Raw genomic sequence first — 19118 nt, forward strand, 5'->3', positions numbered from 1 at the left:
AAGGACACCGTGCTGCTCCTCACCTGCCCATGGTGCGGTCCGCGTAACGAGACCGAATATCACTACGGGGGACAGGCCCACGTGCCGTACCCCGAGAACCCCGCGGACCTCGACGACCGGCAATGGGCCGAGTACGTCTTCTACCGCGACAACCCCAAGGGCCCCTTCGCCGAGCGGTGGATGCACAGCCTCGGCTGCCGCCGTTGGTTCAACGTCCTGCGCGACACCGTCAGTTACGAGGTTCTCGCCGTCTACCGGCTCGACGAACCCCGTCCCGAGCTCCCCGCCCCGCGCGATCGCCACCAGACCGCCGAAGCGGCCGGAGGGAACCGATGACCGACCAGATCCGCCGGCTGCCGCACGCCGGCCGCATCGACCGCACCACCACCCTGCGCTTCACCGTCGACGGCCGCGAGCTGACCGGTCACCCCGGTGACACCGTCGCCTCCGCGCTGCTCGCCAACGGCATCACCGAGGTCGCGCCGTCCCTCTACCGCGGCCGCCCGCGCGGCATCATCGCCGCCGGCGTCGAGGAGCCCAACGCGCTGCTCCAGATCGCCGGACCGTGCTCGGAAGGAATGCTGCCGGCCACCGCCGTCGAGCTGTGCGACGGACTGTCCGCGACGACCTTGTCGGGGATGGGCAGGCTCGACCCGGCCCCCGATACCGCCGTCTACGACAAGAAGTACGTACACACCGACGTGCTGGTCGTCGGTGCGGGACCGGCCGGGCTGGCGGCCGCCGCCGCTGCCGCCGACTCCGGTGCCCGTGTGATCCTCCTCGACGACCAGCCCGAGCCCGGCGGTTCGCTGCTCTCCGGACGCACCGAGACGGTCGGCGCGGGGCCCGCCCTCGCCTGGGTCGCCGAAATCCTTGCCGCGCTCGACGCCGCCCCCGAGGTCACGGTTCTGCGGCGCACCACGGCGTTCGGTTCGTACGACGACAACTACGTCCTCGCCCTCCAGCGGCGCACCGACCACCTCGGAGCCGACGCACCCGCGCCGTCCGAAGGCGTCTCGCGCCAGCGGCTGTGGCACCTCCGCGCCCGCCAGGTGGTTCTGGCGACCGGCGCGCACGAACGTCCGCTGGTCTTCGCCGGCAATGACCGGCCCGGGGTGATGCTCGCCGCGGCCGTGCGCTCGTACGTCAACCGCTACGGCGTGGCTCCGGGCTCGCGGGCCGTGGTGAGCACGACCAACGACAGTGCCTATGACACGGTCGTCGATCTCCATGCCGCGGGGATCGACATCGCCGCCGTCGTGGACGCGCGGCCCGCGCTGTCCGACCGGGCCGCCGAGGTCGCCGGGGCGACCGGGGTGCGGGTGCTGACGGGCAGCGCCGTGGTCGACACCGCGGGCGGTGGGCGGCTCGCCGGCATCACCGTCCAGGCCCTCGATGACGGCGGTCAACTCACCGGTGCCCCGGAGTCCTTCGACTGCGACCTGCTAGCCGTCTCGGGCGGCTGGAGCCCGGTGGTGCACCTGCACAGCCAGCGCCAGGGCCGGCTGCGCTGGGACGAGGACCTGGTCGCCTTCGTCCCCGACGGCACCGTGCGGGACCAGCACGTCGTCGGTGCCGCCCGCGGGACGTACGACCTTGACCGCTGTCGGGCCGAAGGGGCGCGGGCCGGTGCGCGGGCCGCGACGGACGCCGGGTTCCCGGTGCCGGTGCCGTCGGGCGGCGATGGGCGGTCCGGAGCCGGCCCGATGCGTGCACTGTGGCTGGTACCCGCACCGGAAGGCGACCCCGGTACGTGGGACACCCACTTCGTCGACCTGCAGCGCGACGTCACCGTCGCCGACGTCTGGCGGTCCACCGGCGCCGGCATGCGCGGTGTCGAGCACGTCAAGCGCTACACCTCGCTCGGCACGGCCAACGACCAGGGCAAGACGTCCGGCGTCAATGCGATCGGGGTGATCTCCGAGGCCCTCGGCGCGGGCGCCTCACCAGGAGAGATCGGCACCACGGCCTACCGGGCGCCGTACACGCCGGTGGCCTTCGCCGCCCTGGCCGGGCGCGAGCGCGGCGAGCTGTTCGACCCGGAGCGCACGACGTCCCTCCACAGCCGGCACGTCGCACACGGCGCGGAGTTCGAGGACGTCGGGCAGTGGAAGCGCCCCCGGTACTACCCCCTGCCCGGCGAGGACATGGACACGGCCGTGGCCCGCGAATGCCGGGCGGCCCGTGAGGGCGTGGCGTTCATGGACGCCTCCACCCTCGGCAAGATTGAGATCTGGGGAGCGGACGCGGGCGAGTTCCTCAACCGCATCTACACCAACGCCTTCAAGAAGCTCAAGCCCGGCACGGCCCGCTACGGCGTCATGTGCAAGCCCGACGGCATGATCTTCGACGACGGCGTGACGCTGCGCCTCGACGACAACCGCTACTTCATGACCACCACGACCGGCGGCGCAGCCGGGGTCCTGGACTGGCTGGAGGAGTGGCTGCAGACCGAGTGGCCCGAACTCGACGTCCACTGCACCTCGGTGACCGAGCAGTGGTCGACGATCGCCGTCGTCGGCCCGCGCTCCCGCGAGGTCGTCGCCCAGCTCGCGCCGGACGTCGACCTCTCCGCCGAGGCGTTCCCGTTCATGGCCTTCCGCGAGACCACCCTCGCCTCCGGCATCCCGGCCCGCATCTGCCGGATCTCCTTCTCCGGCGAACTCGCCTACGAGATCAACGTCTCCGCGTGGTACGGCCTGGCGGTCTGGGAGGAGGTGGACGCGATCGGCCGCCCGTACGACATCACGCCGTACGGCACCGAGACCATGCACGTCCTGCGGGCCGAGAAGGGCTACATCATCGTCGGCCAGGACACCGACGGCACCGTCACCCCGCAGGACGCGGGCATGCCCTGGGTGGTCTCGAAGCTCAAGGACTTCGTGGGAAAGCGGTCGTACTCCCGCTCCGACACCTCCCGCGCCGACCGCAAGCAGCTGGTCGGCCTGCTGCCGAGCGACCGCACGACCCGGCTGCCGGAGGGCACGCAGATCGTCGCGCCGGACGTGCCCCTCACCCCCGAGGCCGGGCCGGTGCCGATGCTCGGCCACGTCACCTCCAGTTACCACAGCCAGGCGCTGGGGCGCCCGTTCGCCCTCGCGCTGGTCACGGCCGGCCGGGACCGCGCCGGCGACACGCTCTTCGCCGCCGTCGGCGACGACCTCGTACCCGTCGAGGTCACCGAACCCGTCCTGTACGACCCCGAAGGGACCAAGCGAGATGGCTGAGCCGACGACCGACGCGGGCGCGGGTCCGGTAGCACTGCGCAGAAGCCCCCTGGCGCATCTGGAGGCGCGGATGCACGCCGCCGCCGTCACCGGCGCCCGCGGCGTCACGCTGACCGAGTGGCCGTTCATCGCCATGGTGAACCTCCGCGTCGACCCCGCTTCCGAAGCGGCCGCCCGCGTCGAGAAGGCCCTGGGAGCACCGCTCCCGCGGCAGTGCGGCCACACGACCGCGGCCGGCCCCCACACGGTCTGCTGGCTCGGCCCCGACGAGTGGCTCGTGCTGTCCCACGGCGATGCGACCGCCGTGGCCGCGGAGGTGCGGAAGGCACTCGCAGGAGACCCCGGCTCGGTGGTGGACGTCTCGGCGAACCGGACCACGCTGGAGCTGAGCGGCCCGGCCGCCCGGGAGGTCCTGGAGAAGGGCTGCCCGCTGGACCTGCATCCCCGGGCCTTCGGACCCGGCCAGGCGGTGTCGACCACGGTCGGCCCCGTCGCGGTGCTGCTCTGGCAGGTCGACGGCGCACCGACGTACCGGCTGTTCCCGCGGTCCTCGTTCGCCGGCTACCTGGCGCGCTGGCTCATCGACGCGATGAGCGAGTACCGCGGCCCCGAGGTCCCCTGATGGCGCACAGCGCGTTCGGCCTCTGCTCGGTCGGCATCGGCCCTTCCTCCTCTCACACGGTGGGGCCGATGCGGGCGGCCAGGTGCTTCGTCAGGCTCCTGGACGGTGCGCCATCGGCCGCGACGCCGAGGCGCCGGGCGGTCACCGCGCCGCGCTCACCAGTGCGCTGTTCCAGCACACCTAGGGCTAGGGGCGGCGCCCCATCAGGCGGATCAGGCGGTGTTGAGGGGAGTCCGGGCCGGACGGCGGATCGGTGACGGGCGTGCCGTAGTACAGATCGCTCCTGGTCGCCGAGAGCGGGCTCTCCGTCATGCCCGCGTAGATCCAGGCGACGTTCCTGGCGACCCAGTCGACGAGACCGGCGGCGAGCCGTTCGTCGGCGCCGATCGCGCGCGACAGGTCCCAGGTGTGGATCAGGGTGTCCGTGACCATCAGCCCGAGCAGTTGCCGTGCGGTGATGGGGGCGAAGGGGTAGTCGACCGTCCGGTCGAGCGTGCCCGGAATGCGGAACCCGGCGAGGAGGTCGGCGGACGCCCGCTCGTAATCCGCCACCGGGTCGTCGCCGAGCGGATCCTGATCCAGCTCCGTGAGGAACCCGCCGGCCGAGCCGCCGCGCAGCAGCGCCGTGTAGACGAGATTGCCCTGGACCAAGTGTCCGACGAGCTGCCGGACATCCCACTTCTCACACGGCGTGCCGTCCGTCCATTGGGCGGAGCGGACCAGCCGGATCCGCGCGGCACAGTCGGCGTGGGCGGTGGTGAGGAGGGTGAAGAGTTCGTTGTCGGTTTCGCGCATGACGGGAAGTCTGTTGCTGCGCACGGCAGTTGGTCCGGCGGGATCCGGTCGTCGTATTCACCGCCGTCGCGGTTCACCGGGAATCTCCGAGGGGCGCCCCGGGCCCGTATTTTGATCTCTTTGGTGGCGTGGGCCGCGTCGCATTTTCGACGTCCGGGTTTCGGAGATGCCCTCCAACTACACGATGCCCGGGGCATGTTGGTGTCGATCGGTTAACGGACCGATCACGTTTCCTGTGTGATTCGCGGGTAGGCGTAGGGCAGTACTGGACGCTCAGCAGGAAGGAACACGGCATGACTATGGCAGCGGCGCGCGAACCGACAGGTACGGAGCGATCGGCGGACCTCCCCTCCTCGTCGGACACCTGTCTGCCAACCCTCGAGGAGGCCTACAAGGTCGCACCCAAGGATGCGCGCCGTCTGTCCAAGCTGTTCTTCGAGCGGCTGGAGGAGCTGGAGGAAGGCACCCCGCAGCACCAGTACGCGCGGAACACGCTCGTCGAGATGAACCTCTCGCTGGTGCGCTACGCGGCCCGCCGATTCCGCAGCAGCGGCCGGGACATGGAAGACGTCGTCCAGGTCGGCACGATCGGCCTGATCAAGTCGATCGACCGGTTCGACATCTCGCGGGGGAACGAGTTCACCACCTTCGCCGTCCCCTGCATCACCGGCGAGATCAGGCGGCATTTCCGCGACACCGCCTGGGCCGTGCATGTGCCGCGCCGTCTCCAGGAGCTGCGCATCGAGCTCGCCCGCGCCCGCGAGGAGCTGGAAGCCACCGGCATCAACGAACCGACCGCATCCGACTTCGCCAGGCACCTTGACCTCCCCGAGCGCGAGGTCCGCGACGGGCTGGTGGCCTGCAACGGCTACGACGCCGGCTCCATACACCGCCCGATACAAGCGAGCAGTGGCGGTCAGCAGCAGACCGGGCTCGTCGCCGACCTCATCGGCCAAGACGACCCTGCCCTCGACCTCGCCGAGAACCTGCAGGCTCTCAAGCCGCTCCTGGAAGAGCTGGACGACCGCGAGCGGAACCTCCTGGAGCTCCGCTTCGGCGCGGAGAAGACCCAGGCCGAAATCGGCAACCAACTGGGCCTGTCACAGATGCACGTCTCGCGCCTGCTGACGCGTACCCTCAGCACCCTTCGCGCGCGCCTCTTCATCGAAGAGTAGGCCCGGCCACGCGGATGACCAACGGCCCTTGCTGCCGGGGCGGGTACGGATCGCAGCCTCCCGAAGCACCAGCCGCCCGAAGCAACGTACTCCCGGAGCGGCAGCCTCCCGAAGCAACGGACTCCGAAGCGGTGGACGAAGCAGCAAAGCCTTCTCCCGGCCGTTGAGTCCGGCTCCCACCTCTTTGACGCCGTGGTCAGCCGCTCTGAGTAATACGACCCAGGCCTGGCCGACCGCGTAAATGAGAGCGGTTGTGGACGATTTACCGCGGCGCGCACGCACCCCGATCTCCGGCCTTCACTGCCGACAACGCCGGCAGTGCCAGGCCATTGACGAAGCCCGCGCAGGAGCGAGCGGATTCGGCCACCTTCCGAATGGTGGATTACCGATCCCGGTCGCAAAGTGACGCATACGTTCGACCGCGAAGGGCACGCGGTGTGCTATCGCCGTTCACACGCAACCGCACGTTCGGCAGAACCCACGACGTACGACAGGCGGAATCATGTCGACCGACGAAGGAAAAGAACGAAGGGAAGCGGGCAGGAGCGAGCCACGGGGTATCGCCGCCCCTGCGGCAATGCATCAGGCGTCCGCGCAGCTCGGGCACATGCTGCGCCGTGAGCCCGGTCTGGTGTCGGCGCTCAGGCAGACGGGCGACGGTTGGTCGGCGGACGTGGAAGTCGTCGAGATCGAAAGAATCCCCGACACCACGAGCGTGATGGCGTCCTACCGCGTCCAGCTCGATCACGAGGGCCGGCTTCTGGGCTATGAACGCACGCGCCGCTATGCACGGGGCCAGGTCGACCGGTGAGCCGCGCGCTGCTCGGCACGGCAATGGACCGATCGGCCCCATGACCCGCTCCAGCACCATGGAAGGGACGATGCACCGTGACTGCCATTCAGCAAACCAACGCGCCGACCAGCGGAAGCGGCTCGGGAAATCTTTACGATGTTCTCGAGCTGATTCTCGACCGGGGACTCGTCATCGACGCCTTCGTACGAGTCTCCCTCGTCGGCATCGAAATTCTCAAAATCGACGTACGCGTCGTCGTCGCCAGCGTGGACACCTATCTGCGCTTCGCCGAGGCGTGCAACCGTCTGGACCTGGAATCCGGCCGCAAGGCGCCGAGCCAGCTCACCGATCTTGTCGGTGAGGCAACCGAGAGCGGCGCCAAAGGAAAATCGAAAGGCGCGCTGACCGGCGCCGTCGAGGCATTCAGCGATTCCTTCCAGAAGGGCCAGAAAGGCCAGGAGGAAGCGGAGGAGGAAGAGCGCCCCGCACGCAAATCCTCCGCTTCCGCAGGCCGGCGCACGGCTCGCCACCGGGAGGACTGAACGATGACGACCTATGTCTACGCCATCACCGGTGCCGACCACCCGCTGCGGCTGTCGGGAATCACCGGCGTCGGCAACCCCGCGGCGCATCTGCGCACCGTCAGGACGAAGGGGCTGTGCGCGGTGGTCAGCGACGCGCCGGCCGAGCTGCGGGCCAAGCGCCGGGACGTGGCCGCCCACCAGGACGTCCAGGAAAGGCTGTTGGCCGACGGCGCCGCCCTGCCGTTGCGCTTCGGACTGGTGGGCCCCGATGACGATCAGGTGGCCGCGGTCCTGGAGGAGCACCACGACGCCTACACCCAGCGCCTCAAGGAGGTCGACGGCTGCCGCGAGTACCACCTCAAGGTCGTCCGGGACGAGGACGACCTGCTGCGGGAGGTCATGCGGGAGTCCGCCGAGGTGCGGCGGCTCAAGGAGGCCATCCGGCAACATCCCGGCGCCTACGACGAGAAGGTGGCGCTCGGCGAGCTGATCTCCCAGGAGGTCCGGGCCTGGGAGGAGCGCGCGCGGAACGACATCGTGTCCCGCCTCTCGTCGGCCGCGGTGCGCACCACGGGAGGCGAGCCGTCGAAGCGCCACTTCCTGAACGTGTCCTTCCTCGTCGAACGGGAGAAGGCCGCCGCCTTCGCCGAGGCGGTCCATCAGGAGGCCAGGATTCGGGGTGAGTCCTACGACTTCGGCCTGCTCGGGCCGCTGCCGCCGTACAGCTTTGTCTGACCGGCGAGCGGAGATCCGCCATGGGCCTCATCACGCAGCTTCTGACCCTGCCGGCGGCCCCAGTCCGGGGCACGGTCTGGGTCCTGGAACAAGTCCTGCTCACCGCGGAGCGCGAGTACTACGACCCGGAGCCGGTCCGCGAGGAACTGGCCGACCTGGAAAGGCAGTTGCTCGACGGCCGCATCGGCGAGGACGAGTTCGACTCCCGGGAGGACGAGCTGCTGGACCGGCTGGAGTGGCTGGAGGCCCAGCGGCGGCGGTTGGACGAGCGCGGGGGACAGCGAGGATAACGAGGTGTACGCACGATGATGATCAACGCCAAGATAGGGATGGCTCTCGTCGGGGGCTACCTTCTGGGGCGCACGAAGAAGGCCAAGATGGCCATCGGCCTGGGGATGTTCCTGGCGGGCAAGAGGCTGAATCTGGACCCTCGAGAACTGGGCCGGTTGGCGGCCGAGTCACCCGTCCTCGGCCCGCTCGGTGACCAGGCCCGCAAGGAACTGGTGGACGCCACGAAATCGGCGGCCACCTCCGCGCTCACCCATCGGATGTCCGGCCTCGCCGACTCCCTGCACGAGCGCACCACCGTCCTCAAGGCCGTACCGCACCCGACGGACGATGCCGGGCCTTCGGAGGACGGCGGGCCGTCGGACGATGGCGAGCCTTCGGACGATGCCCGGCCTTCGAACGATGCTCGGCCTTCGGACGAGGAGGAGCCCGCTCGGCAGACCGAGCCCCGCACCGAGGTCGAGAGCGAGGAGCGGGCACCGCGCCGCAAGGCGCCCGCCGGGTCATCCGCCAAGCAGGCCAAGGGCGGTCGGTCCACCGCATCGCGGCGTGCCGCGTCCGGCCCGTCCGGCAAGGACCAAGCCACCTCGCGCGGCAGGCGCACCTCAGCCTCTCCCGCCCGGAACGCCGCCTCGGGTGCCCGGAAGAGGGCTTCGGGCGCGGCCCGGACGGCCGCCGACCGTGGAGGCGACGATGGCTGAGTCCCCGTTCAGCAAGTTCAAGGATGAGGTCACCAAGAGCCCGGCGGCCGATCGGCTCAAAGAGGAACTGCAGAACTACCTCCAGGCCCGGGCCCAGCACGCCGTCACCACTGTCGGCCACAAGCTGGGGGAGAGCGTCGGCAGGCTTGCCGAACCGGGCAACGGCACCGGCGGGCTGGTCGACAGCCTGGCGAAGGGCGGTAAAGCGCTCACCGAAGGCATGACGCCGCAGCAGGCAGCGCTGACGGCCGGCGCCTCGCACCTCAAGGACACGGTCAAGGCCAAGGTCAAGGGCGTGTTCGGCGCACGTGGCAGGAGCGGCGGCGGCAAGTCCAAGAGTGTGGCGATCGTCGAGGACATCGATGTGGGTGTTCCGGTGCGCGAGGCGTATGACCAGTGGACGCAGTTCCAGGAGTTCAGCACCTTCGCCAAGGGTGTCGTCAGCGTGGAGAAGACCGACGAGACCCGCAGCAACTGGAAGGTGAAGGTTGCCAAATCCACCCGCAGTTGGCGGGCGAACGTGACCGAGCAGGTGCCCGACGAGCGCATCAGCTGGACCACCGAAGGCGCCAAGGGCACGGTCAAGGGTGTGGTGACCTTCCACGCGATCACCGACACCCTGACGCGGGTGCTGGTGGTGCTGGAGTACTTCCCCAAGGGCCTGTTCGAGAAGACCGGCAACATCTGGCGTGCCCAGGGCCGCCGCGCCCGGCTGGACCTCAAGCTCTACCGCAAGTTCATCATGCTGCGCGGTGCGGCCACGGACGGCTGGCGTGGCGAGATCCGGGACGGCGAAGTCGTCATCGACCACGCGAACGCCGAGGCGGAGGAGAACGAGGCGGAAGCCGAGGCCGAGGCGCACGCCGACGATGGCGAGAACGGCTACGTCGATGACCCACGATTCGCAGAGGGGGAGGACGACGACTTCGACGAGGAGGAGGACGAGGACGAGTACGAGGAGGAGGACCCGGCCGGCGACGTCGATGAGCCGCTGACCCGCCGCCGTACCGCTTCCCGCTGACCGTCCCGACGCAAAGACGAGGCTGATCATGTCCGATTCACTGGCCGGCCGTCTGGGACCGTCCGCCAACGCGTCCCCGTACGGCGGGCAGGGGTCCTCCGCCAACTTGGCCGACATCCTGGAACGCGTCCTGGACAAGGGCGTCGTCATCGCGGGCGACATCCAGATCAACCTGCTCGACATCGAGCTGCTGACGATCAAACTGCGGCTTCTCGTCGCCTCCGTGGACAAGGCCAAGGAGATGGGCATCGACTGGTGGGAGCACGACCCCTCGCTCTCCTCCCGTGCCCGGCCGGCGCAGCAGGCTGCCGAAGCGGTGGCCCCGACGGCCGGCCGCGATCCGCTGGCGGAGGAGAACCGGCAGCTGCGCGCCGAACTCGCCGAGCTGCGGGCGGCGGCGGGCCTGCCGGAGGCAGCCAGGACACGCCGCCAGAGCCACGAGGAGGAAAGGTGAAAGGTACCGACACGGTGAACGGGGCCGAAGCGGTGACCGGGATCGACACTGTGACTGGGGGCGGTGCGGTGAGCGGGTCCGAGGAAGCGTGCGCGACGGCGGCCGGCCGCGACAACGCGCCGGCTCCGGTGCCCGAGATGACGTACGTCTACGCCGTAGGCCACGCCGACCCCCCTCTCGCCGAGGCGGCCCGCCGACTGCCCGGGCTCGGCGACGGGGCGGTGCGGACGGTCACCGAGGGCACCCTGATGGCGCTGGTGTCCTCGGTCCCGGCCGACGCCTACAGTGCCGACGGCCTCCAGCGCCGCATGGAGAATCTGGCCGAGCTGGAAGTCATCGCCCGTACCCATCACGAGGTGGTCGAGGCCGCTCATGGCAGCGCGACGGTGCTGCCGATGCGGCTGGCCACCGTCTACCTGGACGATGCCAGGGTGCGAGCGATGCTCCAGGAGCGGGCGGCGGCGTTCGCTGAGCTGCTCTCCTGCCTGGCGAACCACGTCGAGGTGGGGGTGAAGGTCTTCGCGGATCGGCGCGCGGCGGCGACACCCGCGCCGGACGCTCCGTGCGCGGGGCCGGCCGCAGGGGCCGCAGGGGCCGGCCGCGCGTATTTGCAGCGGCGCCGGGCCCAGCGCCATGCCCAGCGCGACGCCTACCGTGCAGCGGAAGCCGTCGCCGCGGCCGTGGCGGTGCGGGCGGCCGAGGTGGCCCGGGCCAGGGTCGCGCACCGGCCGCAGCAGGGTGAGCTGGCTTCCGGCGCGGGCGAGAACATCGCCAACGACGCCTATCTGGTTCCCGCCGGCCGGGTCCTGGCCTTCCATCAGGCGTTGGCCGACCTGCCTGAAGACGTCCCCGGCGTACGCGTCGAGATCACCGGGCCCTGGGCGCCGTACTCCTTTGCGACACCGTCCGCGGCGGGCATCGGCTCATGACACCTCATGAGGGTACGGAGGGTCTTGACGGGCCCGATGGGGCGCCCCTGGCACGGGCGCCCCATCCAGGGCGGGGGATCGCACTGGTCGACCTCCTGGACCGCCTTCTGAACGGCGGCGCGGTCCTCACCGGAGACCTGGTGCTGTCCGTCGCCGACGTGGACCTGGTCCGCATCAATCTGCGGGCGGTCATCCACTCGATCACGCCCGACAGCCCCGCCCCGTGGTGATGGAGTCCCGTGATGATGGAAGACAAGGAGCCCTCATGCCCGACACACCGGCCAAAACCGTCAGCCCCGCCTTCGCGGAGGTGGCACAGGCCGCGGCCCACGCATTCGACCTGCTGCCCTCCGGGCCCGAGGAGCCAGCCGCGAGCGGTGACGCCGCCCAGCGTCTGCGGACCGACCCGGAGACGGTGGAACGCGACCTGATCAAGCTGGTGTTGACCATCGTCGAGCTCCTGCGGCAGCTGATGGAGCGCACCGCACTGCACCGCGTCGACGAAGGCGACCTGAGCGAGGATCAGGAAGAGCGGATCGGTATGACGCTGATGATCCTCCAGGACCGTATGACGGAGCTCTGCGGACGGTACGGACTGACGATGGAGGACCTCAACCTCGATCTCGGACCGCTCGGGTCGCTGCTCCCCGCAGGCGGCGACCGCTGACTACGGGCCCGGCGAAGCTGACTCCAGTGCCAGGGCTGTTGCCTGGTACGTCTCCGAGGGGCCGCGCGTTCAGAACGCTTGGTGCCCCTCGCCGGCGGCCAGGACGAACGGGTGGCCTGCCGGATCCGCATAGCGCCGGATGTCGAACGGCCCGCCGTTGTCCTTCGTCTCCAAGGGGCGGGCGCCGAGGCCGATCGCCTCGCGTTCTGCCTGGTCCATGTCATCCTGCGGGACGAGGAAGTGCAGATGAGCCTGTTGCGAAGCGTCCGGACGAGGCCAGCTCGGCGGCGCGGCGCCGTGGTCCCGCCGGATGGCAATACGGACTCCCGCGGATTCGACGACTTCGATGTAGTCCGGGTTGCTGCCGACCCGTGGCTCGCCACCGAGGAAGCGGGCGTAGAAGTCGGCCAGTTCCTGTGGCTCCGCACAGTCCAGCACCAGGACACTGGTCTTGGCGACGGCCATCGGTCCCCTCTCTACGAGGCGGGCCCGTCGCCCGCCGTTAGCGCTCGGCTACCCAGAACCCTTTCCCTCACTCCGCGGCGGCCTACGGGCACTTCGACAACCGCGACGGTCACAGGTGTTGGACGGCTGCCACCACACGGCCGGCTCCGTCCTCGGTGGCAATGCGCCGGGCGACCTGGCGGGCGCGCATCCGGTAGCGGGGGTCCGTAACGGTCCGGCGAATTGCGGCGCCCAGCCGCTCGGCCGTGAGCCGCCGGAACGGCACCGGGCCGGGACTGACGCCCAGGGCCGTCAGCCTCTCGGCCCAGAACGGCTGATCCAGCTGGACCGGCACCGGGACCGCCGGTACCCCGGCGCGCAGTCCGGCCGCGGTCGTTCCCGCACCCGCAGCGTGCACGAGCGCCGACATCCGCGGGAACAGCCAGTCGTGCGGCACCTCGTCAATGGTCAGTACGTCGTCCCCGCATGCCAACAGGCGGCTCCAGCCCGCCTGGACGACGCCACGCACACCCGCGGCGCGCAGGGCTTGCACCGCAATCCGGGACAGGCGGTCGGGGTCGGCGACGACGCTGCCGAAGCCGATGAACACCGGCGGTGGGCCGGATTCGAGGAAGGCGGTCAACTTGGCTTCCGGGCACCAGCCTTCGGGGCGTGCGGGCCACAGATACCCGGTCACCTGCGCCGTGGGCGGCCAGTCCGCCGGGCGCGGCAGCACAGTCGGGCTGTAGGCGTAGTTCACCGGCCACGGCCCCCTCTCCCGGCGCAGCGAACTGCAGTCGGCGTCCCTCGCCAGGCCGAGACGGGACCTCAGTTCACGGATGCCGGCGGCGTACACGCGGTCCGACAGCGCCAGCACCGCCCGCGAGGACGCCCGGTTGCCCCACCGCCCCATCGAGCGGCCTCCGCCGAACAGCGCAGAACGGAAGTCGCCCGTTGGCGCCCAGGGCTGTACGTACACGCCCATGCTCGGCACTTCCAAGGCCCGGGTCACCAGATGCCCCAGTCGCGCCACCGAAGTGGACAGCAGGACCACGTCCGCACCCTGCTCCACCGAGGCGAGCACCCCGCGGCCCAGCTCCGGGACGATCTCCCGCGCCATGCGGACAAGAGGGGCCAGCGCCCGCGGCCCGGTACCGGCGCGGGCCAATTGCTGCCCACACGCCGAGGCCAACTGGGCACGCGGATCGACCGGCAGTGAACGGAAGCCCAGACCGCGGCTGAGCACGAGCGTTTCAAATCCCGCGTGTGTTGCCAGCACCACCTCGTGCCCGGCTTCCCGCAGTCGCACGCCGAGCCCCGTGTAGGGCATGACGTCCCCGACCGACCCCGCCGTCACCACAAGAACCCGCATGACAACCAGGCTATGCAGCTCAGGGGTGGTGCGGAGTGCATTGGCGCAGGCACGTGTGTCATCACGTCCGACGCGAGCTGCGACTGCCCCTGCTGGACGCCACCCGCGCCCGTACCGAACTCGAGTGGACCCCACAGCGGAACGGGACGAGGTTCGCGACGGACGATCCGGCGTGGGCGGCCCGCCATGTGCTGCCGCTCACGGTGGCCGAGATCAACCAGGAGAGCTTCCACGGGGCGTTGCCGCTCTCGGAGGAGGCGGAGCGCGCGATCATCGAGTCGGGCGTACGGGCCCTCCTGCGGGGATACGCGCCGCGTTGATCCGTTCCTGCGGACAGGCAGGGTAGGCGCACGACCGACTGCCGGCCGTGGCATGTGGGCAGGTGCACGTTTCGCGCAGGGCTGCCGCGCCCAGGGAGAGGGCACTCACGGGTCCTGACGGCGCGACAGGTGGCATCAACTCACGCCGCATGAACCCTGCTTGGCGCACCTCTGGCGCACGCACATCTGTTCTGTGATGTGAGCCACACTAGTTGAATGATGCTTGATCCGGAATGCCGTGTGATCAACGATCAAATCCGTCAACTCGGGCTGATTTTCGGCCACACGACAAAGGAGGGGAAAAGGCATGTCCAGACTCAAGTTCGTCGCCGCAGCGGTCCTTGCCGCCGGTCTCGTGATTCCTGCCACCAGCGCGGTCGCAACGAGCGCAAAGGGCGGGGGTGTTACCGCGTGGACTCCGGCGCAGGGGGACTCCGGCAAGATCGCCGTGAAGGATGAGAGCCGCGACGGCGACCCGGGCAAGGCGGAGTACTACCGCCACGACAGCGCCGGTACCAAGCGGACCCTGTGGAACCACAGTGGTCCCGGCACGACCGTCTACTCCGGTGACGGGTCCGCCATCATCAAGTTCCAGGCCTGCGATGAGAACTACGGCTCTGCTGACGACTGCTCCGGTTGGAAGGCGCCGTAAGCGCTGACCTAGCTCTCGTCCGCCGGGCCGGCCGTTCGACGGCCGGCCCGGCGGATCGTTTTTCCACACCGATGTAGCGCTGTCACGGATACCCCGAGACAGCCCGGGGCGAGGATGAGGAAGCGAACGATGGTGACCACCGGGGAATCGACCGGCCTGCGGGTGGCCGGCCTCCGCTGCCGGCTCGGCGAACGCCTGCTGCTGGACGGTGTCGACCTGGACGTCGCGCCGGGCGAGTCGGTGGCGGTCACCGGCCCGAGCGGCTCCGGAAAATCGGCGCTGCTGAGGTGCATCCTCGGCCTGATCGAGCCGGACGACGGGACGATCAGGGTCAACGGCCGCGAGCTGACCGGACTGCGGGCGCAGCAGTGGGCGCAGGTCCGCCGACAGCATGTGGGGCTCGTCGACCGCTCCGAAGCGCTGCTGCCCGAACTCACACCGCTGGAGAATGTGGCGCTGCCGGTACTGCTGGACGGCGGCGGTCACCGTGACGCATACCGACGCGCGGCAGAACTGCTGGCCGAGCTGGGCGTGCCCGACGAGGGGACGCAGACGGGGATGCTCACCGGCGGCGAACGCCGGCGCACCGCCCTCGCCCGGGCCCTCATCACGGACCCCCACGTCCTCCTCGCCGACGAGCCCACCGGGGCACTTGCCCCACAGGACGGAGAGGCCGTGGCCGACCTGCTGTTCGCGGTGTCCCGGGAGCGGGGCTGTGCCCTGCTGGTCGTCACGGACGACCGGTCGGTGGCCGTGCGGGCCATGCGGACGCTGCGGCTCCGGGCCGGTGCGCTGACCGAGGCCGAGGACGAGGTGACCGCGTGAGCACGGTCGGCGAGCGGACTCCCCGCACGGATGGCGCCACCCCGAAGGGGCGGCGCGGCAGACGGCTCTGGTGGCAGCTGATCCGCATAGGGTGCGCAGCCGGGCGTGGCGGCCCCGGTGACCGGCTGCGATTCTGGGCACTGTTCGTCGCCGCGGCCGCGGCCGCCCTCGTCGCTCTGGGGGCTGTTGCCGCGGTCTCCACCTACGACGGGCGCGCGGCGAGGAACCAGGCACGGGGACCGGTCTTCACCGATCGGCAGCAGGACGCCGTCGCGCTGTGGCGGGAGGGATTCGACACGGTCGACGAGGTGCAGCACACCGTGATCTACCTCCAGCCGCTGAAGCCCGGCGCGCAGCCGCCACCGGGCCTGGCCCGCTGGCCGGCCCCCGGTGAGGTGATGCTGTCCCCGGAGCTGGTCCGCGAGGGGCAGCAGGAGCGGATCACCAGCAGGTACGGCCGCTACGCGGGCACGATCGGCACGTCCGGACTCGTCTCCCCCTCGGAGCGCCTCGCGTACATCAGGCCCACGCAGGCGCCCGACTCCCGTGCGGACCAGTCCTGGAGGTCCGTACGAGGATTCGGGCAGAGCTACCCCATGGGTGAGGTTCTGGACTCCCGCCCGCTCGCCCAAGTACTGCTCACTTTGGGGTTGTTGACAGGCGTACCGGCGCTGATGCTGCTGGCCGTCGCCGCACGCGTGGGCTCGCGCGCCCGCGACCGGCGCCTCAGTCTGCTCAAGGCGCTCGGCGGGGCCCGGCGCCACCGTGCGCTCGTCACCATGGGCGAGGCGGCTCTGCCTGCCGCAGCCGGAACCGCCCTGGCGATTCTCCCGATGCTCGCGGCGATGTCCACGGACGTCAGGATTCCGCCCACCGGCTACCTGCTGGACAGCAGCGACCTGCGCTCGGCGTGGCCGATGACGGTGACCGCTCTGGTCCTGTCCTTCGCGACCACCGTCGGCGTGGCGGTCCTTCTCACCCGCGGCCCACGTCACGGCACCGCGGTCGCTCCCCGGCCATCCTCCTCCCGGGTTCCGCGCCCGCGGCTGATCGGCTGTGGCCTGGGCTTTGGCGCCGTCGCGTTCAGCCAGTACGTCATGGGGACGCCCGGCCTCGTCACCTTTGCCGCCGGCACGGTCGTCATGTGGGCACTGCTGCCGTCCGTGGCCGTCGAGGCCCTCCGCGCACTGGGGGACAAGCTTGCCGCCCGGGGGTTCCGCGACGGCCGTCCGGGACAGCTGATCGGCGGGCGGTGGACGGTCGCACACCCCGGGGGAGTGGTCCGACTGGCCATCGCCATGGTCATCGGCCTCGGGCTCGTCTGCCAGCTCCAGGTGGTGAACAGCCGCGTCGGAGAGAAGGCCGCCGCGGCCCGCGCCTCCCAGGCCGTCGTCGGCGACAGCGTGATCAGCGTCCAGAGCCGTGACCTCACACCACCGGTGATCGAGGCGCTCTCCCGTTCCCTCCCGGCGGGGTCCCACGTGCTCACCCTGAACACCGACCCCGAACAACAGGCAACGCTGCTGCAGGGGTCCTGCCGGGCACTGAGGTTGTTGGGCCTCGGGTGTCCCACCACGCCCCGGGCGACCACGAGTGGCGACCAGCGCGTGACGGAGATCCGCCACTGGTACGGGCCGGGCCTGCGCATCCAGGCCGCCCCGTCCACGCTGCGCTACGACAGGCTCTACGGCTCACTCATCGTGATCACCAGCACGACGGGCCAGCGTGCCGACGTGGAGAAAGCGGCATACGCGCTGGTCCCCTCCGTGAACGTCGAAACCCTGGGGGAAGGCTGGCTGGTCGGCTCCGGAGTCAAGTTCCGGCTGAACAACTGGCTCCTGCTGTTCGGCTCCCTGGGACTGGCCCTCCTGCTGCTGGCCGGCAGCCTGAGCGCGGCCGCGGAGTTCGCGAGAGTCCGGCACACTCTGGTGCCGATCGCGGTTCTGACCGGCAGTCACCACGTCTTCAGGTCGGCAGCCCGGTGGCACCTGACCGTCCCCCTGCTGATGTCAGCGGTCGTCGCCGTTGTCCTTACCGGCTGGCATGCGATGTTCCTCGTGGCCGTGATGCAGGCGGGAAGCGTCCCCTGGGGCGTACTCGCCGCCGCGGCGTGCGGTTGCGCCCTGGCGGCGGTGGCGGTCGGTGCCCTGGGCGGCCGGGCCGTGGTCCGCGCCGCTCGGCCGGTGGCGGTCGGGTGAGAGTTTCGCCAGGGTGCCGGGGCCTCCCCCCTTTTGATCGCGTGGGCCGCTGATCCGCTCGCCATGCGCAATCGACGGCGCAATGTACGCCGACGCAGTCATCTGAGCTTCGCGAGGATCGACCGCGTCAGGTCCAGCGTTCGCCGTAGTTGGTGGCTCCTGCTTCCTGCTCCACCGTCATACATGATGAAGAGCTCGTTTTCGCCGTCAATGACATGGATGGTGCTGTGGTTCGGGAGCGAGCCGAGACCTGACTTATTGCGCACGGCGGAGATCCAGCCGCACATCTGATTGCCGAACTCGGCCGTTTCGGACGGCTTTATCAGGTCCTCCGGTTTCATCTCCTCCCGCGACTTCAGCTTGTGGCACAGGTCGGTGAAGCTTTCGTCACTGTCTTCGTCTCGCGAGAGTTCGATGTTGATTCTGAAGTCATCGGAGGGTGATTTGGCTTTGCAATAGGCGAGGTTGGTCCCGATCTTGTCGGGTAGCACCTTGGGGTCCGGGACGTACTTGGCGAGCGTCTCCTTACCGACAGCAGCGCAAAGATCGTCCGGTACCTCTTCCGGCCCGCCTTTCGGCCACACGAGTACGATTCCCGCGACTACGACCACCACTCCGACTGCGAGAGTGATCCACTTGCGTGGATCACGGAAGAGGGATGTCCCGGTCCGGGACGGATTTCCGGCCCCTGCTGGCGTTGCCATAGATAAGTCTCCCGTTATCGAACTTTAGCGAGTACCAGCCGCGTCAGCTCCAACGCACGCGGCAGCGCGCCCTTCCCGTCTCCCTTGTGGAATGTGTAGGTGACGTCGAGCAGGTCACCACCCTGGGCGACATGGAACGTTGGGCCGTGTTCGTACTGACGGTTTTCGACGATGCCGCACATCCGATCGCCGAAGTCGGCTTTTTCGGTGGGTCCTATTACGTGGGCATCGTCGTAGGTCCATCTCTCCTGCCGGCACGAAAAGGTGTGGAGGCCGTGATCACGGGGCAGCCCTCGCCAAAGAGACAAGTTGAGGTAGACGTCGCCCGATGCTGAACGGGCGGTGCAATTGGCGTAGCCACCCGCCGTGTCCTTGCTGTGGCGCAGCTCGGGGCTCGGGACGTATTTGGAGAGCGTCTCCTTGCCGATGAACGAGCAGAAGTCGTCCGGCACCTTCGGCCCGTTCTTCGGCCCATCCTTCGGCCACACCAGGACGGCTCCGGTCACGATGACGGCCAGGCCGACCACGAAAGCGATCCAGTTGCGCCGATCTCGCAGGATGGGTGTCCGAGCAGGGGGCGACGAACCAGCATCTGATGGTGTTGTCACGCGTGCGCTCCTTCCGTGGCGGCGCGCCGTGCCGGCCGTTCCACCTGAACCACAGCCATGGCCG

The 19118-nt window shown here is 69.8% G+C and carries 24 protein-coding genes; 19 read left to right on the plus strand and 5 right to left on the minus strand.

Annotated features, from left to right (window positions below; genetic code table 11):
• Positions 1 to 9: 9 nt before the first annotated feature.
• The 4 genes from ACIRPT_RS05905 to ACIRPT_RS05920 are packed head-to-tail and all read left to right on the plus strand — an operon-like array spanning position 10 to position 4106.
• On the plus strand, positions 10 to 336 hold the full coding sequence (locus ACIRPT_RS05905; RefSeq protein WP_403822799.1) for a sarcosine oxidase subunit delta: 327 nt from the start codon (positions 10 to 12) through the stop codon (positions 334 to 336).
• A complete protein-coding gene (locus ACIRPT_RS05910; RefSeq protein WP_403822802.1) occupies positions 333 to 3227 on the plus strand; it encodes a sarcosine oxidase subunit alpha family protein in 2895 nt (964 codons plus the stop codon). Before ACIRPT_RS05905 ends, ACIRPT_RS05910 begins: the two co-directional genes overlap by 4 nt.
• Positions 3220 to 3849, plus strand: coding sequence for a sarcosine oxidase subunit gamma (locus ACIRPT_RS05915; RefSeq protein WP_403822805.1), 630 nt, complete (start codon positions 3220 to 3222; stop codon positions 3847 to 3849). The genes ACIRPT_RS05910 and ACIRPT_RS05915 overlap by 8 nt, the downstream gene beginning before the upstream one ends.
• A complete protein-coding gene (locus tag ACIRPT_RS05920) occupies positions 3849 to 4106 on the plus strand; it encodes a serine dehydratase beta chain (RefSeq protein ID WP_403822808.1) in 258 nt (85 codons plus the stop codon). Before ACIRPT_RS05915 ends, ACIRPT_RS05920 begins: the two co-directional genes overlap by 1 nt.
• Here ACIRPT_RS05920 and ACIRPT_RS05925 read toward each other — a convergent pair.
• On the minus strand, positions 4036 to 4644 hold the full coding sequence (locus ACIRPT_RS05925) for a TIGR03086 family metal-binding protein (RefSeq protein ID WP_403822811.1): 609 nt from the start codon (positions 4642 to 4644) through the stop codon (positions 4036 to 4038). The genes ACIRPT_RS05920 and ACIRPT_RS05925 overlap by 71 nt on opposite strands.
• A gap of 293 nt (positions 4645 to 4937) precedes the next feature.
• On the opposite strand from ACIRPT_RS05925, the gene ACIRPT_RS05930 reads away from it, so the two are divergent.
• The 11 genes from ACIRPT_RS05930 to ACIRPT_RS05980 all read left to right on the plus strand — a co-directional run bounded on the left by ACIRPT_RS05930 (position 4938) and on the right by ACIRPT_RS05980 (position 11931).
• Positions 4938 to 5819: a SigB/SigF/SigG family RNA polymerase sigma factor gene (locus ACIRPT_RS05930; protein WP_403822814.1), complete on the plus strand. Its 882-nt coding sequence runs from the start codon at positions 4938 to 4940 to the stop codon at positions 5817 to 5819.
• 502 nt (positions 5820 to 6321) lie between these two features.
• Positions 6322 to 6630 carry a gas vesicle protein gene (locus tag ACIRPT_RS05935; protein WP_403822817.1) on the plus strand — a complete coding sequence of 103 codons (309 nt, stop codon included), beginning with the start codon at positions 6322 to 6324 and terminating at the stop codon, positions 6628 to 6630.
• Between the two features lie 77 nt (positions 6631 to 6707).
• Positions 6708 to 7154 carry a gas vesicle structural protein GvpA gene (locus ACIRPT_RS05940; protein ID WP_403822820.1) on the plus strand — a complete coding sequence of 149 codons (447 nt, stop codon included), beginning with the start codon at positions 6708 to 6710 and terminating at the stop codon, positions 7152 to 7154.
• Positions 7155 to 7157: 3 nt separating this feature from the next.
• The gene (locus ACIRPT_RS05945) at positions 7158 to 7871 is read left to right on the plus strand and encodes a GvpL/GvpF family gas vesicle protein (RefSeq protein WP_403822823.1); all 714 of its coding nucleotides are present in this window, start codon (positions 7158 to 7160) and stop codon (positions 7869 to 7871) included.
• A gap of 20 nt (positions 7872 to 7891) precedes the next feature.
• Complete coding sequence (locus ACIRPT_RS05950; RefSeq protein ID WP_403822826.1) at positions 7892 to 8161, plus strand: gas vesicle protein GvpG; 270 nt, start codon at positions 7892 to 7894, stop codon at positions 8159 to 8161.
• A gap of 15 nt (positions 8162 to 8176) precedes the next feature.
• Positions 8177 to 8860, plus strand: coding sequence for a hypothetical protein (locus ACIRPT_RS05955; RefSeq protein ID WP_403822829.1), 684 nt, complete (start codon positions 8177 to 8179; stop codon positions 8858 to 8860).
• Complete coding sequence (locus ACIRPT_RS05960; protein ID WP_403822832.1) at positions 8853 to 9881, plus strand: SRPBCC family protein; 1029 nt, start codon at positions 8853 to 8855, stop codon at positions 9879 to 9881. The genes ACIRPT_RS05955 and ACIRPT_RS05960 overlap by 8 nt, the downstream gene beginning before the upstream one ends.
• Before the next feature lie 28 nt (positions 9882 to 9909).
• Positions 9910 to 10335, plus strand: coding sequence for a gas vesicle protein (locus ACIRPT_RS05965; protein WP_403822835.1), 426 nt, complete (start codon positions 9910 to 9912; stop codon positions 10333 to 10335).
• A complete protein-coding gene (locus tag ACIRPT_RS05970; protein ID WP_403822838.1) occupies positions 10332 to 11264 on the plus strand; it encodes a GvpL/GvpF family gas vesicle protein in 933 nt (310 codons plus the stop codon). Before ACIRPT_RS05965 ends, ACIRPT_RS05970 begins: the two co-directional genes overlap by 4 nt.
• Complete coding sequence (locus ACIRPT_RS05975) at positions 11261 to 11494, plus strand: gas vesicle protein (RefSeq protein WP_403822841.1); 234 nt, start codon at positions 11261 to 11263, stop codon at positions 11492 to 11494. The genes ACIRPT_RS05970 and ACIRPT_RS05975 overlap by 4 nt, the downstream gene beginning before the upstream one ends.
• A 35-nt stretch (positions 11495 to 11529) precedes the next feature.
• Positions 11530 to 11931, plus strand: coding sequence for a gas vesicle protein K (locus ACIRPT_RS05980; protein WP_403822844.1), 402 nt, complete (start codon positions 11530 to 11532; stop codon positions 11929 to 11931).
• A 69-nt stretch (positions 11932 to 12000) separates the two neighbouring features.
• On the opposite strand, the gene ACIRPT_RS05985 is transcribed toward ACIRPT_RS05980, so the two are convergent.
• Together ACIRPT_RS05985 and ACIRPT_RS05990 are read right to left on the minus strand one after the other, a co-directional pair.
• A complete protein-coding gene (locus tag ACIRPT_RS05985; RefSeq protein ID WP_403822847.1) occupies positions 12001 to 12396 on the minus strand; it encodes a VOC family protein in 396 nt (131 codons plus the stop codon).
• A gap of 109 nt (positions 12397 to 12505) precedes the next feature.
• Positions 12506 to 13747, minus strand: a complete 1242-nt coding sequence (locus tag ACIRPT_RS05990) for a glycosyltransferase (protein ID WP_403822850.1) — start codon at positions 13745 to 13747, stop codon at positions 12506 to 12508.
• 53 nt (positions 13748 to 13800) lie between these two features.
• Between ACIRPT_RS05990 and ACIRPT_RS05995 the strand changes: the two genes are divergently transcribed.
• The 4 genes from ACIRPT_RS05995 (at position 13801) to ACIRPT_RS06010 (ending at position 17742) form a co-directional block, all read left to right on the plus strand.
• Positions 13801 to 14067 carry a hypothetical protein gene (locus ACIRPT_RS05995; RefSeq protein WP_403822853.1) on the plus strand — a complete coding sequence of 89 codons (267 nt, stop codon included), beginning with the start codon at positions 13801 to 13803 and terminating at the stop codon, positions 14065 to 14067.
• A gap of 307 nt (positions 14068 to 14374) precedes the next feature.
• Positions 14375 to 14719, plus strand: coding sequence for a hypothetical protein (locus ACIRPT_RS06000; RefSeq protein ID WP_403822856.1), 345 nt, complete (start codon positions 14375 to 14377; stop codon positions 14717 to 14719).
• Between the two features lie 129 nt (positions 14720 to 14848).
• Positions 14849 to 15544, plus strand: coding sequence for an ABC transporter ATP-binding protein (locus ACIRPT_RS06005; protein WP_403822859.1), 696 nt, complete (start codon positions 14849 to 14851; stop codon positions 15542 to 15544).
• Complete coding sequence (locus ACIRPT_RS06010) at positions 15541 to 17742, plus strand: permease (protein WP_403822862.1); 2202 nt, start codon at positions 15541 to 15543, stop codon at positions 17740 to 17742. The genes ACIRPT_RS06005 and ACIRPT_RS06010 overlap by 4 nt, the downstream gene beginning before the upstream one ends.
• 98 nt (positions 17743 to 17840) lie before the next feature.
• On the opposite strand, the gene ACIRPT_RS06015 is transcribed toward ACIRPT_RS06010, so the two are convergent.
• Both ACIRPT_RS06015 and ACIRPT_RS06020 read right to left on the minus strand, forming a co-directional pair.
• Positions 17841 to 18446 (minus strand): hypothetical protein, encoded by a 606-nt coding sequence (locus ACIRPT_RS06015; RefSeq protein WP_403822865.1) that lies wholly within the window; start codon positions 18444 to 18446, stop codon positions 17841 to 17843.
• A 14-nt stretch (positions 18447 to 18460) separates the two neighbouring features.
• Positions 18461 to 19054, minus strand: a complete 594-nt coding sequence (locus ACIRPT_RS06020) for a hypothetical protein (protein ID WP_403822868.1) — start codon at positions 19052 to 19054, stop codon at positions 18461 to 18463.
• Positions 19055 to 19118 lie beyond the last annotated feature (64 nt).

Source organism: Streptomyces sp. NPDC101227 (genome assembly GCF_044767545.1).
Taxonomy (GTDB): domain Bacteria; phylum Actinomycetota; class Actinomycetes; order Streptomycetales; family Streptomycetaceae; genus Streptomyces.